This is a genomic window from Pantoea sp. B9002 (assembly GCF_013385945.1).
Taxonomy (GTDB): domain Bacteria; phylum Pseudomonadota; class Gammaproteobacteria; order Enterobacterales; family Enterobacteriaceae; genus Pantoea.
On sequence record NZ_JACAPA010000007.1, the window covers coordinates 13,532 to 27,291 of the forward strand.

At 55.9% G+C, this 13,760-nt stretch carries 17 protein-coding genes; 5 read left to right on the forward strand and 12 right to left on the reverse strand.

The genetic code is table 11. The annotated features are described in order from the left end of the window. Positions 1 to 80: 80 nt before the first annotated feature. Entirely contained in the window at positions 81 to 785 is a 705-nt protein-coding gene (locus tag HX773_RS04615; RefSeq protein WP_176970638.1) for an SDR family oxidoreductase, read from the forward strand. A gap of 336 nt (positions 786 to 1,121) precedes the next feature. Here HX773_RS04615 and HX773_RS04620 read toward each other — a convergent pair whose 3' ends face one another. Then, complete coding sequence (locus HX773_RS04620) at positions 1,122 to 2,054, reverse strand: AraC family transcriptional regulator (RefSeq protein WP_176970610.1); 933 nt, start codon at positions 2,052 to 2,054, stop codon at positions 1,122 to 1,124. A 159-nt stretch (positions 2,055 to 2,213) separates the two neighbouring features. On the opposite strand from HX773_RS04620, the gene HX773_RS04625 reads away from it, so the two are divergent. After that, positions 2,214 to 2,945 (forward strand): SDR family oxidoreductase, encoded by a 732-nt coding sequence (locus tag HX773_RS04625; RefSeq protein WP_176970611.1) that lies wholly within the window; start codon positions 2,214 to 2,216, stop codon positions 2,943 to 2,945. A gap of 42 nt (positions 2,946 to 2,987) precedes the next feature. On the opposite strand, the gene HX773_RS04630 is transcribed toward HX773_RS04625, so the two are convergent. Genes HX773_RS04630 through HX773_RS04640 form a run of 3 tightly spaced genes read right to left on the reverse strand, consistent with a single transcriptional unit; the run spans position 2,988 to position 5,211 of the window. Beyond that, positions 2,988 to 3,677 (reverse strand): DJ-1/PfpI family protein, encoded by a 690-nt coding sequence (locus HX773_RS04630; protein ID WP_176970612.1) that lies wholly within the window; start codon positions 3,675 to 3,677, stop codon positions 2,988 to 2,990. Between the two features lie 51 nt (positions 3,678 to 3,728). Continuing rightward, a complete protein-coding gene (gene corA / locus HX773_RS04635) occupies positions 3,729 to 4,697 on the reverse strand; it encodes a magnesium/cobalt transporter CorA (protein WP_176970613.1) in 969 nt (322 codons plus the stop codon). Positions 4,698 to 4,740: 43 nt separating this feature from the next. Next, positions 4,741 to 5,211, reverse strand: coding sequence for a GNAT family N-acetyltransferase (locus HX773_RS04640; protein WP_176970614.1), 471 nt, complete (start codon positions 5,209 to 5,211; stop codon positions 4,741 to 4,743). A 93-nt stretch (positions 5,212 to 5,304) separates the two neighbouring features. Between HX773_RS04640 and HX773_RS04645 the strand changes: the two genes are divergently transcribed. Then, on the forward strand, positions 5,305 to 5,847 hold the full coding sequence (locus HX773_RS04645) for a GNAT family N-acetyltransferase (protein ID WP_176970615.1): 543 nt from the start codon (positions 5,305 to 5,307) through the stop codon (positions 5,845 to 5,847). On the opposite strand, the gene HX773_RS04650 is transcribed toward HX773_RS04645, so the two are convergent. Further along, on the reverse strand, positions 5,829 to 6,149 hold the full coding sequence (locus HX773_RS04650; RefSeq protein WP_008109204.1) for an AzlD domain-containing protein: 321 nt from the start codon (positions 6,147 to 6,149) through the stop codon (positions 5,829 to 5,831). The genes HX773_RS04645 and HX773_RS04650 overlap by 19 nt on opposite strands. Continuing rightward, complete coding sequence (locus HX773_RS04655) at positions 6,139 to 6,813, reverse strand: AzlC family ABC transporter permease (RefSeq protein ID WP_176970616.1); 675 nt, start codon at positions 6,811 to 6,813, stop codon at positions 6,139 to 6,141. The genes HX773_RS04650 and HX773_RS04655 overlap by 11 nt, the downstream gene beginning before the upstream one ends. Positions 6,814 to 6,915: 102 nt before the next feature. Between HX773_RS04655 and HX773_RS04660 the strand changes: the two genes are divergently transcribed. Next, complete coding sequence (locus HX773_RS04660; RefSeq protein ID WP_061719009.1) at positions 6,916 to 7,464, forward strand: helix-turn-helix domain-containing protein; 549 nt, start codon at positions 6,916 to 6,918, stop codon at positions 7,462 to 7,464. Between the two features lie 197 nt (positions 7,465 to 7,661). On the opposite strand, the gene nadS is transcribed toward HX773_RS04660, so the two are convergent. Together nadS and HX773_RS04670 are read right to left on the reverse strand one after the other, a co-directional pair. Next, on the reverse strand, positions 7,662 to 7,958 hold the full coding sequence (nadS, locus tag HX773_RS04665) for a NadS family protein (protein ID WP_176970617.1): 297 nt from the start codon (positions 7,956 to 7,958) through the stop codon (positions 7,662 to 7,664). 28 nt (positions 7,959 to 7,986) lie between these two features. After that, positions 7,987 to 8,316, reverse strand: coding sequence for a type II toxin-antitoxin system RelE/ParE family toxin (locus tag HX773_RS04670; RefSeq protein ID WP_176970639.1), 330 nt, complete (start codon positions 8,314 to 8,316; stop codon positions 7,987 to 7,989). 196 nt (positions 8,317 to 8,512) lie between these two features. Here HX773_RS04670 and HX773_RS04675 point away from each other — a divergent pair, with 196 nt between their 5' ends. Further along, a complete protein-coding gene (locus HX773_RS04675) occupies positions 8,513 to 9,034 on the forward strand; it encodes a GNAT family N-acetyltransferase (protein ID WP_176970618.1) in 522 nt (173 codons plus the stop codon). Here the strand turns inward: HX773_RS04675 and HX773_RS04680 are convergent. Genes HX773_RS04680 through HX773_RS04695 form a run of 4 tightly spaced genes read right to left on the reverse strand, consistent with a single transcriptional unit; the run spans position 9,031 to position 13,674 of the window. Continuing rightward, the gene (locus HX773_RS04680) at positions 9,031 to 10,434 is read right to left on the reverse strand and encodes an ABC transporter ATP-binding protein (RefSeq protein ID WP_176970619.1); all 1,404 of its coding nucleotides are present in this window, start codon (positions 10,432 to 10,434) and stop codon (positions 9,031 to 9,033) included. The genes HX773_RS04675 and HX773_RS04680 overlap by 4 nt on opposite strands. Next, on the reverse strand, positions 10,431 to 11,216 hold the full coding sequence (locus tag HX773_RS04685; RefSeq protein WP_176970620.1) for an ABC transporter permease: 786 nt from the start codon (positions 11,214 to 11,216) through the stop codon (positions 10,431 to 10,433). Before HX773_RS04685 ends, HX773_RS04680 begins: the two co-directional genes overlap by 4 nt. Continuing rightward, complete coding sequence (locus tag HX773_RS04690) at positions 11,213 to 12,148, reverse strand: ABC transporter permease (RefSeq protein WP_176970621.1); 936 nt, start codon at positions 12,146 to 12,148, stop codon at positions 11,213 to 11,215. The genes HX773_RS04685 and HX773_RS04690 overlap by 4 nt, the downstream gene beginning before the upstream one ends. Further along, positions 12,148 to 13,674, reverse strand: a complete 1,527-nt coding sequence (locus HX773_RS04695) for an ABC transporter substrate-binding protein (RefSeq protein WP_176970622.1) — start codon at positions 13,672 to 13,674, stop codon at positions 12,148 to 12,150. The genes HX773_RS04690 and HX773_RS04695 overlap by 1 nt, the downstream gene beginning before the upstream one ends. Positions 13,675 to 13,760: the final 86 nt, after the last annotated feature.

Below are 13,760 nucleotides of genomic sequence, written 5' to 3' on the forward strand. Positions count from 1 at the left end.
ACAAACAGACTGACTCTCTGCTGCTGAAATTACCTTTTATACTGGATTTAATCGATTTTTAATTAACAGGAAGATCAATGATGACAGTAGAAAAAGTCGCAGTAATAGTCGCCGGCGGCAGCGGCATGGGTGCAGCAGCCGCCGAGAAACTGGCGAGCGACGGCTATAAAGTGGCGATCCTCTCCTCATCCGGCAAAGGTGAAGCGCTGGCGGAACGTTTGGGCGGTTTGGGCGTGACCGGTTCTAATCAGTCGGTAGAGGATTTGCAGAATCTGGTTGATCAAACGCTGGCGCGCTGGGGCCGTATTGATGTGCTGGTGAACAGCGCCGGTCATGGTCCGCGCGCGCCAATTCTTGAATTAACCGACGATCAGTGGCAGCTCGGCATGGAAACCTACTTTTTGAATGTGGTGCGCGCCACGCGTCTGGTGACGCCAATTATGCAGAAACAGGGCGGCGGCAGCATTATCAATATCTCTTCGGCGTGGACCTTTGAACCGACAGATATGTTCCCGACCTCAGCGGTGTTCCGCGCCGGCCTGGCATCCTTCACCAAAATCTTCGCCGATAGCTACGCGGCCGATAACATCCGCATCAATAATGTGTTGCCAGGCTGGATCGATAGCTTGCCGAAAACCGATGAACGCCGGGATAGCGTGCCACTACAGCGTTACGGCACGTCTGAAGAAGTGGCGGCGACCATCGCCTTCCTCGCTTCACCCGGCGCGGCCTATATTACCGCTCAGAATATTCGCGTTGATGGTGGCGTGACGCGTAGCGTTTAGTCAGTAAACATTTACTTTTCAGCCGCGCAGAGATCATTGACCTGCGCGGCTTTTCTTTATCTGCCGTTTAGATTTCAGGCAAAAAACAAGACTGGTCTTGTCGATTTCACCCACCGCAAAGAGTCAGAATAGTCTTATCCGCTGACAGAAACTTCCTGTTTCAGCTTGCAAACTTTCTTCTAAAATTCTGATTCGAGGTCGCTATGCAATCCATTTTACGTTCACGTTTTTCTTCTCTAATGACAGCAGAACGCAGTGTGGTTTGGAAAATGATGTTTACCGGCTGCGCGGTATTCTGGATTTTGATGGTCGTTGCCATCATGAGCATTCGTTAATTTAATGCGCCTGTAATCGGCCGGACAGCTGCTCCGGCGGTAACAACTCAAACGCCCGCTTCATCTCCCGCGCCTCTTCTGCCGGACTACGACCAAACATCCGTTTGAACTCACGATTAAACTGCGAATCACTTTCATAGCCGACGCGCGCTGCGGCGCCAGCAGCGGTGAGATTGTCGCGGATCATCATTAAACGCGCCTGATGCAACCGCAGCGATTTTAGATATTGAATCGGCGAGGTTTGCGTCACCGTTTTGAAATGCAGATGGAAACGCGGCACGCTCATACCGGCTTCATTCGCCAGGTGCGGCACATCCAGCGGCTGACGCCAGTCGGCGTGGATACGCTGCAAAGCCCGCGCGATACGACCAAAATGGCCTTGATAGGTTAACGCCGCACGTACCGCGCCGCCCTGCTCGCCCATCAATACGCGAAAACAGATCTCTTCGACGCGCGCGGGCCCCAACACTTTGGCTTCAAGAGGATCGCTTAACGCTTCCAGTAAACGCAGCGTGCTCTCCGCCAGCGTTTTGTTGATCGGTGTGGAGATAATGCCCGCTGGCGCAGCGGTTACCGCCGTTTTACTGCTGGCCAGTTGCGCTACCAGCCGCGCTACCATGGCAACATCCAGACGAATGGCAATGCCCAGCAGCGGCTCTTCTGATGTGGCTTCCGTCTCGGCAGAAAATGGCAGCGGCACTGACAACACCAGATAGTGCTGCGCATCATAGCGATACATCTTGTCGGCGAGGAAAGCTCGCTTCGATCCCTGGCAAATAATAATGATGCTCGGCTCATACAGCACCGGCGTGCGCGCCCACTGCCGATCGGCACGCATAAAGCGCACGCTATCAAGCAGTGATTCGGTATAGCCTTCCTGACGCGCTAACTGGCTGAGTAAGGCGCAGGTGCGCTGTTGTACGGATTGCGACATGAGTGATTTCTGCTGAGAGATTCAGACAAAGCATAGCCATCAAGCTGCTGTTTGCACAATGCACGCGAGAGGATCAGGCAAAGATGCGCCACAATCCGGTCTGTTGCGCATTGAGTGATTTATCAACAATAGCCTCGTCAACTCAACGAGGAATGCATCATGAACACAGCGAAGAAAGTGATTATTTTGACGGGTGCCAGTAGCGGCATTGGCGAAGGCATTGCACGTCATCTGGCGCAGCAAGATCATCAGCTGGTGCTCGGCGCGCGCCGCACCGATCGTCTGCAGGCGCTATGTGACGAGCTGCGTTTTGCCGGCGCGAGCGTGGATTATCTTGCCACCGATGTGACTAAGCGCGCCGATACTCAGCAGTTAGCCGATTTTGCGCTGGAGAAATATGGCCGTATTGATGTGATGATCAACAATGCGGGCGTAATGCCGTTGTCACCGATGAGCTCAATGAAAGTCGATGAATGGGATTTGATGCTGGACGTCAATATTCGCGGCGTGCTGTATGGCATTGCTGCGGTGCTGCCGACCATGCAGGCGCAGCAGTTTGGTCACATTATCAATATCGCCTCGGTTGGCGCGCTGAGCGTTTCGCCAACCGCTGCCGTTTACTGCGCGACTAAATTCGCCGTACGCGCTATTTCCGATGGCCTGCGTCAGGAGTCGCAGCATCTGCGGGTTACGGTGATCAATCCTGGCGTAGTCGAATCTGAACTGGCGGATAGCATCAGCGATAGCACCGCGCGTGAAGCGATGAAGAGTTATCGCCAGATTGCGCTCCAGCCAGAAGCGATTGCCAAAGCGGTGAGTTGGGCCATCGATCAGCCTGGCGAGGTGGACACCAGTGAAATCACCGTGCGCCCTACTGCCAGCGCACATTAAGCGCTAAAACCCGTGGCGATTTCAGGCTGAAATCGCCAGCTTTCACTGGTCGCGCTTGAGTCGCGCTGCGGCACTTTCGGTCGCCGCACGGCGCCGAGCAATAAAATCCTGCATCTGGCTTTTTGCCTCGGCCAAACGTTGCGGCGAGGCGCTGCGTGGCGAACCTGAATGGAATGGCGGCGCTGGATCGTACTCCATCTGCAGCTGGATGTTTTCCGCGATTTCACGCCCCAGCAGCTCTTTCGCTACGGTTAAAGCGAAATCAATGCCCGAAGTGACGCCCGCGCCAGTGATGCGGTTGCGGTCGCGCACCACGCGTTCCGCCACCGGCGTGGCACCGAGCAAGCTCAGTTGATCAAGCGAACCCCAATGCGACGTCGCGCGATATCCCTGCAACAATCCCGCAGCACCTAACACCAGCGAACCGGTACACACCGAAGTCACCCACTTTGCGTTCTCCGCCATGCGACGGACAAAATCCAGCGTTTCGGCATCGTCCATCAGCGCAATTTGTCCGGGACCGCCGGGAATGCAGATCAAATCGAGTTGCGGGCAATCGCTAAAAGTTACGGTGGGTACGATCGCCAGCCCGCGATCCGACATCACCGGTTGACGATCTTTCCATATCAGATAATTGGTAACGTTGGGCATGCGGGCAAACACTTCCCATGGACCGGTGAGATCGAGTTGCGTTAGGTTGGGGAACAGCAGCAGACCAATATTAAAGGACATCTTTCACTCCGGGTTGCAGGAAGTTGTTGAAAAAATGCAGGCATTTAACGGTTATAGCCAACCGGCCTTTTTCAGCCGCCACCACATCACGCAGCAGATTATGACGGTTATGCCCACCACTGCGGGATAACCAAAGTGCGTGTGCAACTCCGGCATATCGGGGAAGTTCATGCCGTACATGCTGAATATAATGGTGGGCACAATCAGGATCGCGCCCCAACCGGCGAGCTTTTTATTCACTTCGCTTTGCTGCACCGACACCAGCGCCAGATTGACCTGCATCGCGCTGGTGAGCATTTCGCGCATATCTTCCGCATCGATCATCACATGATGCGCGTGGTCCTGCACGTCACGCAGATAGGCGCGCAGATTTTTCGGAATGATATCTTCATGGAAGCGCACCAGCTGCTGACAGATTTCGGTCACTGGCAGCGCGGCGTTACGCAGCGCCAGCAGTTCACGGCGCAGGTGATAAACGTTTTGCAGCGCGTCGCTGTCAAAACGCGTGGTGAACATGCCCTGTTCCAGCCCGCTAATGCGATCGTTAAGTGATTCGGTGATTTTGCTGTAGTTATCGACGATGAAATCGAGGATGCAATAAAGGGCATAACCCGGACCTTCACACAGTAATGCGTGGTTCTTTTCAGCTTTGGTGCGGATGTCTGCATAACCTTCCGATGATCCGTGACGCACGGTGATCAGGAAGTTTTTGCCGAGGAAGAAGTGGGTTTCGCCGAAGGTGATGCGCTGCAAATCGTCCATGTGGGCGGTTTTTACCACGATAAATACCGAATCGCCATACTGCTCGATCTTCGGTCGCTGATGCGCCACCAGCGCATCTTCAATCGCCAGTTCGTGCAGGCTGAACTCCTGCTGCAGCGTCTGCATAAAGGCCGGTTCGGGTTGGTACAAACCCATCCAGACGAAGGATTTCTCTTCTTTTAATACTTCACTAATATCGGCGATGTCGACATGCTCTTCGCGCTTGCCGTGGCGGTACGCTACACAGTTAATAACCATATTCGCGCCGTCCTTGTTGTTTGCACTGTTTTTCATTTTAGCCTTAAAGCTCGCGGACCATTTCGACGCAGGGAAGATCGGCTTGCGCCAGCGCCGAGGGATAAAGCGCTTCACGCACCACGCGAAAGCCGTGGCGCTGATAGAAACTACTGGCGTTGGGCGTGGCGGCGAGCGTCAATTGAGTAAAACCACGCTGACGCGCTTCATCGATAAGTGCCTGCATGATAGCGCTGGCATAACCTTTGCCATTGCAGGTGGGCAGTGTAAAGATCGCTTCAACGCTGCCGCTGTGCAGATCGAGAAATCCGGTCGCGGCCACGCCATATTCCGCATCCTCGACCACATAAAACGGATTGCTTTTTACCGCCTCGAAATAGCCGGACGGCAACGCATCGGGCGTCCATGCGGCGATCACATCAGCGGGATAAACGCTTTGGCAACCGTGGCGAATGGCAAGATTTCGGATGCGCCACAGCACGGCCGTTTCATCACAGCGGGCTAAACGCGGTTTCATACGTTTTCCTCTATGCTAGTAATCCGTGGAGTATCACAGTAGCAAAACTCTTCAGGAAGATAACGCCGATTCCGGCTACAAAAGGTTACGACAATGCAGCTTAATTCAACACGTTTGTTTCTTCGTCCAGTTGCTCCAACCGATGTTCAGCGCCTGTTTGCCATCTACGGCGATCCTGAAACCAACACGTTTAATCCAGCGGGCCCGTTTCCCGATTTAGCTTTTGCACAAGAGGTACTAAATCGCTGGCTGGCGCACTGGCAATCCTTTCCCTTCGGCAACTGGGCAATTTGCCTGCGGGAACAGTCGGATCAGGTTCTGGGATTTGGTGGCTTATCGGTGCGCGAGTTTGCTGGCAAGCCGGTAAATAATCTTGGCTATCGTCTGGCGAAAGAGGTATGGGGAAAAGGTTATGCCACCGAGTTTGCCCGCACGGTGATCGCGTACGGCTTCGATGAATGCCAACTTCCGGTAATTGACGCGGCAGTGCGTCAGGATCATCTCGCGTCACAGCAGGTGCTGGAAAAGGCGGGACTGCGCTGTTACGGGCAGGTATATGATATTCCGGGCGCGCCCGCCAGTTTGGTATATGAATTACGCGCCCAAACCTGGCGCGATCAGGGAACGCCGAAATAACGCAGCAGCGCAGTCATCAGCGCAGCACCGATAATCACCAGGATCAGTGGCGTGCGGCGCCAGGCCAGAAACACCGCGAACAGCACGCCGGCGATGCGCGCTACGCCGGCAAAATGCGTGCCTTCAAACAGCGCGGTGGTAACGGCCACCGCCAGCAGCAAAACGGTGGCAGCATCGGACAGCATATTGCGTGCGCGATCCGACATCTGCATGCGGCTGCCCAGGCGATAACCGGCGAAGCGGATCGCATAAGTGCCCACCGCCAGCAGCGCGATGCCGCCGATGATCAGATTATTTTGCATTTTTACGCTCCCGCCAGCTCAGTAATCCCAGCAGTGAAAACAGCACCGGCATGCCTGCTGGCACAAACGGTGTCGCCAGCACAGACAGCGCGGTGCCGAGTGTCGCGGGGATCAGCGTGCGACGCTGACGCAGCGCCGGGAATATCAGGGCAATCAGGATAGCCGGGAATACCGCATCCAGACCAATGGCCGAGACATCGGGAATAAAGCGCCCGATCACCGCACCGCCAATCACCGACAGCGGCCAGATGGTGAAGATCCCCAGACCACAAATCCAGTACGCGGCACGGCGCTGCGCCAGCTTCGACTGGGAAATGCCAAACACCACACTTTCATCATTCATGATGTGGCATCCCAGCAGGCTACGGCTGCCTTTGCCAACCAGATCTTTCACCGCAATGCCAAACGGCAGATGACGTGCGTTGACCAGCAACCCGGCCGCCGCTGCGGTCAACGGACTGCCGCCGCCCGCCACGATGCCGATAAACAGGAATTCCGACGCGCCCGCCAGCACCAGCGTTGAGAGCGCAATCGGCACCCACAGCGGAAAACCTTCGGCCGCCGCCAGCGAACCGTAAGAAAGCCCGACAATACCGTCGGCCAGACAAACCAGGAATATGGCTTTTATTACTCCGCGATCAAGCGGCACTGCACCCAGACGCATCACAATTTGATCTCATATCGAACAGGAAAGCCGTTATAATGAACGCGCAAGAAATGTTTTACAAGACGAACAAATCGTTCGATATAAAGAACAGGAGAGGGTTTGACCACGCCAATTGATATTATTGCTGTCGGATTACTGCGCGAACGTCAGCGCGCGGGGCTTTCACTGACAGAAGTGGCGCGTCGCGCCGGGATCGCCAAATCCACGCTGTCGCAGCTCGAAGCGGGCAATGGCAATCCCAGCCTTGAAACGTTGTGGGCGCTGTGTGTGGCGCTGAATATTCCTTTCGCGCGTTTGATGGAGCCGGAGGTGAAGCGATTGCAGGTGATTCGCCGTGGCGAAGGCATGATCGTCTCAGCGGAGATGGCGGATTATCAGGCGGCATTGCTGGCAAGCTGCCCGCCCGGCGGACGCCGCGATCTCTATCTGGTCACCAGCCAACCGGGCGCACCGCGTGACTCAAAACCGCATCCGCCGGGCTCGGTGGAACATGTGATCATTGCGCGTGGCCGTGCACTGGTGGGGCCGCGCGATGCGCCGGTCGAACTGCATCCAGGCGACTACATTTGCTATCCTGCCGACGAACCGCATGTTTTCGAAGCCTTAGAGGCGGATACCATGGCGGTGCAGCTGTCGGAGCAAAATTGATTTTGGGTTGGCCAGGTCGCCATAAATGGCGTAATGCAGCTCAGTTAAGCATTAGTTTGCATATGTATGCAGGTGCGCATGAATGCGCACCCTACGAAAAACGCGCCAATCCTTTGTAGGGTCGCCATTTATGGTGACCGAAAGATACTTAACTGACGAGCATTACGCCATAAATGGCGACCCTACGATCAGCATCATTAGATTGCTCGCAGCGCGTTAATCAGAAGTGGCTGCTGTTCGATCAAAAAAAGCATTTTTAAGGCGGGGCCTGTTGGGTTTCGGCGTTGCTGCTCCCAACTGCGAATCAAATCTACGCTGACACCCATCGCATCAGCAAACTCAGCTTGCTTAAGACCCGCATTTTTTCTGATGAGTTTTACATCGGGGAGCACATGACGGTGGACGCGGCTTGTTTCCGGGATTTCTTGTCCTTTCTCTATCGCGACCATCTCCTGCATGCTTTCGAGTAAATCGTTAAAAAGTTGTTTGTCCATAAATTGTCCCATTCTGGCAATGGCAGAGTTACAAATTGATTTGCCTTGTAAAAACTTTAAGCGTCGCCTTCTCATCCTCGTTCAAATCGTCTTTGACGTTTTTAGGGTAGATGAGAAGTAAATAAATTCTTCCCGATAGCAATCTGGTGTAATAAATAATCCTTGTGCCACCTTGCTTGCCCATTCCTGAACGACTCCAGCGTATTTTCTTACAACCGCCGGTATCCCTAATTGTGTCTCCTAAGTCATGATGATCGAGTAAATAACACTGCAATTCGTGAAATTCATCATCATCTTCAAGCAATACTTTGCGCGCCTTAGAAAAAACGCGAGTTTCGATAAACTCCAGATAGCTAATGCTCACTTTAGTCGTACCTCGTACTGTTTTCCAGTAAATTATCGTACAGGGTACTACCCAAGAGAATTCGTGATGATACGTTTCGTCCCAAAAGCGATTAGTGGATCAACCATCAGAATTTCCTATTATTAAATCCGATGATTCGCGTGCGGCGCGGTGGCATGCTGTGATCTTCTCCGCTAAGAATCAGGAACATATGGACATTATTCCCGCCCGACCTCATCACGCCGCTGCCATTCAGAAAATCTACGCCTGGCATGTGCTGCACGGCACCGCGACCTTTGAAACTGAACCGCCTTCGGCGAGCGAAATGCAGAATCGCGTGCAGGATGTGCAGCAGCGCGGCGGTTTTTGGCTGGTGGCGCAGGAGGATGATCAGGTGTTGGGTTATTGCTATCTGGCGCCGTATCGCCCGCGTTATGCCTATCGCTTTACGCTGGAGGATTCGATTTATCTCGATCAGCAGCAAACCGGCAGAGGCATTGGTCGCGCGCTATTGCAAAAAGCCATTGCGCTGGCGGAAGCGGCGGGATTTCGCCAAATCATCGCGATTATTGGCGATAGCGCGAATGCCGGATCGCTGGGATTACACCGGGCGCTCGGTTTTGAGCACACCGGTGTAATGAAATCGGTGGGATTCAAACATGGCCGCTGGCTCGATACCGTAGTGATGCAGCGTTCACTCGGTCACGGCGATAGCCAGCCGCCAGAACGTTAAGCGACCGCCTCCATCGCGATCACCCGATGCGTGCCCTTTTCCAGCAGATCGCGATCGTGGCTCACCAGCAACACCGCGCACTGCTGCTCGCGCGCCAGCGAGGTGATGAGCTGGATGGTTTGCTGCTGCACCAGCGGATCCAGACGCGATGTGGGTTCATCAGCGAACAGGAATACCGGATCCAGCAGCATCACGCGTAACAGCGAGAAGCGCTGCAGCTCGCCGCCCGACAGTGAAGCGGGCCGACGCGTCAGCAGTTCTGGCGCCAGCGCTAATTGCTCCATCAGCGCATCCCGCCGCGTGGAGGCGATGCGATGACGGCGCAATACATCGTCCAGGCTTTGCGCCAGCGTGCGGGTCGGTGGGAACAGCGCTGACGGATCCTGATAAATCTTCTGGTATTTCAGCGCATCGACGGCAGCATGGCGCGTCACCTTGCCTTGCTGCGGCGTTAGCACCCCGAGCAGCACATCGCCAAAGCTACTTTTGCCGCTGCCGCTGGCACCGTGTAATCCAACGATTTCCCCGGCGTGCAGCCTGAAGTTTTGCGGTACGCCGAGCGATTTACCGCCGCGCTGCAAGCGGAGGCCCTCAGCGCTCACCACCGGTTTACTGCCAATAACGGTTTGTTGTCGTGCAAGCCAGGCAGCGGGATCGGCGGCGAGTAATTCACGCGTATAGCGCTGCTGGGGCGCATGTAACACCTGTTCCGCCCTGCCCTTTTCGATCACCTTGCCTTTGTGCATCACGATCACTTCACCGCCCAACTGGCGGGCCAGCGCGATGTCGTGGGTGATGGTGAGCAGTGTGCCGCCGTCGGCCACTTCCCGGCGCAGCAAAGCCGCAACCTCATCGCGACGCGCCACATCCAGTCCTTTGGTTGGCTCATCGGCAATCAGTATCTCCGCGCCGCCTGCCCGTGCGGCGGCAAAGGCGGCGCGCTGCGCCATCCCGCCGGAGAGTTGCCACGGAAAACGAGGTGCTGCGTCCTGTAAACCAAGCTGATGTAAATCGCGGCGGGCGGCGCTGGCGCTGGCGGCTTTCGCCTGTCCGCGAACATAACGATAGCCTTCCGCAACCTGCTGCAGCACTGACATGGTGGGATCCAGCGACAACCACGGCTCCTGCGGTAACGACGCTAACGTGCGGCCCCATAAATCACGCAACAAACCGGCATCCTGCGGCAGGGTAAAACGTTGTTCGTTGATGATCAGCGTGCCACAGGCCTGTAAATCGTCGGGCAAAATGCCCATGATTGCTTGTGCCAGCAGGCTTTTACCTGAACCGGTTTCACCTAGCAAAGTCAGCGGTTGTCCGGGCTGCAAGGTGAAATCAACCGGTTCCACCAGCGTGGCGCTGGCGGCTGTGACAGCGATGCCGATAGCCTGTAATCCTTTCATTTGCGATCCTCTTTCACTAACAGATTCAGGCTGATCAACAGCAGAAACAGCGCGATTACCGGCTGCATTAACAGCCACGGCGCTTCCCAGGCGAACGGCAGCAGTTCGGTCATCATCAATCCCAGTTCTGGCGTGGGCGGACGTACGCCGACGCTGATAAAGCCAAGCGCCGATACTGCCATGATGGCGCTGCTGAACGAGAACAGAGTCAACGTGGTTAATACCGGTGCTAACGCGGGCCACAGGTGACGGCGGAAACGGTAGAACGCCGAAAAACCGAGCAGCTTTGAGGCCTGCATGCCGGGCGCCTGCACAATCGGGCGCAAGGTTGCGCGCGTAACGCGGAAGAACTCCACCCACAGCACCAGCGAGATCCCCAGCCACAACATGCCGGGAGAATCCGGCGCAATCGCCGCTAACAGCAGCACCAGCAGCAATCCCGGCAGCGCCAGACACATGTCGCCGAGCATGCTGAGCAGGCGATCCAGCCAGCCGCCATACAGCGCGCTGAATACGCCAGCCAGCACGCCCGCCAGCAGCGCGCTCATCACACACAACGCCGCGAGACCGAGCGAAAGGCGCAACGCGGCACTGAGGCGCGGCAGCATGTCGCGACCAAGATGATCGAACCCGAGAAGATTGCCGCCGCTCGGCGTGTGCAGCATTTGCAGCAGATCCTGTTCCAGCGGATCGCCGTGATGAATCAGGGGCAGCAGGAAGGCGAAGCCAAGCAGCAAACACAACAGCAGCAGGCCAATCAGACGCGAAAATGAAATTGTCATGCGCGCGCTCCTCTGGGATCAAGCAGATGACAACCCGCATCCACCAGCATATTCAGCAGCACGAACAGCAGCCCGAGCGTCATGGCGCTGGCCTGAATCACCGGCACATCGCGGGCGAAGATAGCATGCACCAGCGCGTGACCAATGCCAGGCCAGGCAAACAGCGTTTCCACCACCACCACGCCTTCCACCAACCAGACAAACTGCATGCCGAACCAGGTCAATACCGGCGATGCGAGGTTGCGCAATCCATGACGCCGCAATAACGTTGCGGGCGCTAATCCTTTCTGCGCGCCCCAGCGGTAATAGCCCGAGCTGACAACCTGATACGTGGCTTCACGCACCACGCGCACGCCCACCGCGGTTAGCGACAATGCCAGCGTCAACGATGGCAACAGAAAGTGACGCAGCTCGCCGTGGCCAGCGCTGGGCAGCCAATCGAGCTGCAGCGCCAGCAGGACAATCAACAGCATACCAAGCGCAAAATGCGGCACCGATTTCAGTAGCGCGCTCAGCCAGAACAATGCGCGGTCGAGCTTGCCATTGGCGTGACATCCCGCCCAAATACCCAGCGGCAAGGTGAACAGAATCGTCAGGAAAAGCGATGAACCTGCTAGCGCCAGCGTTTGACTCAGCTGCCAGCGCAGTTCATCCATCACCGGTTCGCCGGAGACCAGCGAACGACCAAAGTTGAATTGCAGCAGATCCAATAACCAGTGCAGCAACGCGCTGCCCTGCTGCAGCGATCCGCTCAGTTCCTGCTGCACCCGCGCTACCGCGTTGGCATCCACACGATCGTAGCCATAACGTCCGCTGGCAATACGCCATGCCATATCGCCGGGCAAGGACTGCACTAAAAACCAGGTGAGTAATCCCACCGCCAACACCACAAAACCTGCCTGCGCTACGCGCCAGCCAACAAGTTTGAACATCATTGCTCCCACTGCATCTGGCGCAGACCAAAGTGACGTTCAAATGGATCGAGCGTGACGTTTTTCAGCTTGCTGTTAATGGCGACCGCGAGTTGATACCAGGCAATCGGGATCACCGGTAAATCCTGCTGTAAGGACGCAGTGATCAGGTTTCGTGCCTGCGCACGTTCGGCCGCATCGGTGGATTGCGTCAAGGTATGCAACGCCGCGCTAAAACCAGTCGGATGCCAGTTCATTGCGCCCCAGTCACCGCCCTTTTCCGCATAATCTTGCAGTAACGTGCCGGTTGGGTCAGGCGTGAGCGCAAAGTTGCGGGAAAACAGCGCCAGTTGCAGACGATTGCTGTGATGCTGCGCCGGGATTTCGCTGGCGTTGGTGGAGTTGATTTTCACTTCAATGCCGACTTTACGCAGCTGCTGCTGGATAACCATCGCGATCAGCGGCAGTTCGGGACGATCGGGGAACGTCAACAGCGTCACACTGAAACGCTGACCGTCACGTGTTAATACGCCATCTGCACCCATTTTCCAGCCCGCCGCCTGCAGTTGCTGTGCCGCCTGCTGCGGAATGAACTGCAGCGGTTGCAGTGCGCTGTTGTGCCATTCGCCCATATTCGGCGGGAATAACTGACTGGCCGCGCCCGGATAACGCAATACCGCCATCGCCAACGCGTTACGGTCAATCGCCATGCTGATCGCTGCACGCACCGGCTGTTCGGCTAACAGCGGATCGCTCGCATTGAGTTTCAGCATCAGCGTGCGCGGCACCGGGATAGCAGGCAGTTGCAGCGCTGGCTTGCGTGCTAAACGCTGACGGCTGGCAGCATCCAGGTTGAATACGTAATCCGCGTCGCCGCTTTCCGCCAGCAAGGCGCGGGTTTCGGCGCGCCCGGAAGAGAGATAGCTGGCAGCCGCAATCGCCGGCTTTTCGCCCCAGTAATCGTCAAAACGTTTTACTGCCAGCGATTGCGGCGGCTGGAATGACGTCAGCATAAACGGGCCGCTGCCGATGATGCGGGTGATGTTGTCCTGCGCATCCCAACTTGCCAACGCCAGAATCTGGGAACGGCTTTCTGCTAACACCGAAAGCAGCGGCGTAAATGGTTCGCTCAAGGTGATGGTGACGCGTTGCCCTTCCCCGCTGATAGCGGTGATCGGCGTTTTATCCAGCAGACCCGCTTTGCTGCGCGCGGTGTTGAGTGATTTCACCACCGCGGCGGCATCCAATGGCGATCCATCATGGAAACGCACGTTGGGACGCAAATTCAATTGCCATTGCAGTCCATCTGCCGATACCTGCCAGCTTTGCGCCAGCGCCGGAATGGGCTCGGCGCGTTCGTTCACTTCCACCAGCGTTTCCACCACATCCATTCGCAACAAAATGTCGCCGGAGAGCGCCGGATCGGCGCCTTTGATTTCGAACGGTGCCGCAATGCGCACCGGTTTATCCTGATGTTCAGCCGCCATTGAGGCGTAAGAAGCCAGGCCTAACGCCGAAGCGATAAGCAATTTTTTCATTGATTTCATTATGATTTCCGACTGAAGCCGCTACATATTAAATGAGTTAATTACGTTATAACATAACAATACACATTTCAACACAGATTGCGGGC

Bases quoted from the DNA above. Each gene is read 5' to 3' on its own strand.
- HX773_RS04615 (WP_176970638.1), top strand. From the start codon at position 81: ATGACAGTAGAAAAAGTCGCAGTAATAGTCGCCGGCGGCAGCGGCATG.
- HX773_RS04620 (WP_176970610.1), bottom strand. From the start codon at position 2,054: ATGTCGCAATCCGTACAACAGCGCACCTGCGCCTTACTCAGCCAGTTA.
- HX773_RS04625 (WP_176970611.1), top strand. From the start codon at position 2,214: ATGAACACAGCGAAGAAAGTGATTATTTTGACGGGTGCCAGTAGCGGC.
- HX773_RS04630 (WP_176970612.1), bottom strand. From the start codon at position 3,677: ATGTCCTTTAATATTGGTCTGCTGCTGTTCCCCAACCTAACGCAACTC.
- corA (WP_176970613.1), bottom strand. From the start codon at position 4,697: ATGGTTATTAACTGTGTAGCGTACCGCCACGGCAAGCGCGAAGAGCAT.
- HX773_RS04640 (WP_176970614.1), bottom strand. From the start codon at position 5,211: ATGAAACCGCGTTTAGCCCGCTGTGATGAAACGGCCGTGCTGTGGCGC.
- HX773_RS04645 (WP_176970615.1), top strand. From the start codon at position 5,305: ATGCAGCTTAATTCAACACGTTTGTTTCTTCGTCCAGTTGCTCCAACC.
- HX773_RS04650 (WP_008109204.1), bottom strand. From the start codon at position 6,149: ATGCAAAATAATCTGATCATCGGCGGCATCGCGCTGCTGGCGGTGGGC.
- HX773_RS04655 (WP_176970616.1), bottom strand. From the start codon at position 6,813: ATGCGTCTGGGTGCAGTGCCGCTTGATCGCGGAGTAATAAAAGCCATA.
- nadS (WP_176970617.1), bottom strand. From the start codon at position 7,958: ATGGACAAACAACTTTTTAACGATTTACTCGAAAGCATGCAGGAGATG.
- HX773_RS04675 (WP_176970618.1), top strand. From the start codon at position 8,513: ATGGACATTATTCCCGCCCGACCTCATCACGCCGCTGCCATTCAGAAA.
- HX773_RS04680 (WP_176970619.1), bottom strand. From the start codon at position 10,434: ATGAAAGGATTACAGGCTATCGGCATCGCTGTCACAGCCGCCAGCGCC.
- HX773_RS04685 (WP_176970620.1), bottom strand. From the start codon at position 11,216: ATGACAATTTCATTTTCGCGTCTGATTGGCCTGCTGCTGTTGTGTTTG.
- HX773_RS04690 (WP_176970621.1), bottom strand. From the start codon at position 12,148: ATGTTCAAACTTGTTGGCTGGCGCGTAGCGCAGGCAGGTTTTGTGGTG.
- HX773_RS04695 (WP_176970622.1), bottom strand. From the start codon at position 13,674: ATGAAATCAATGAAAAAATTGCTTATCGCTTCGGCGTTAGGCCTGGCT.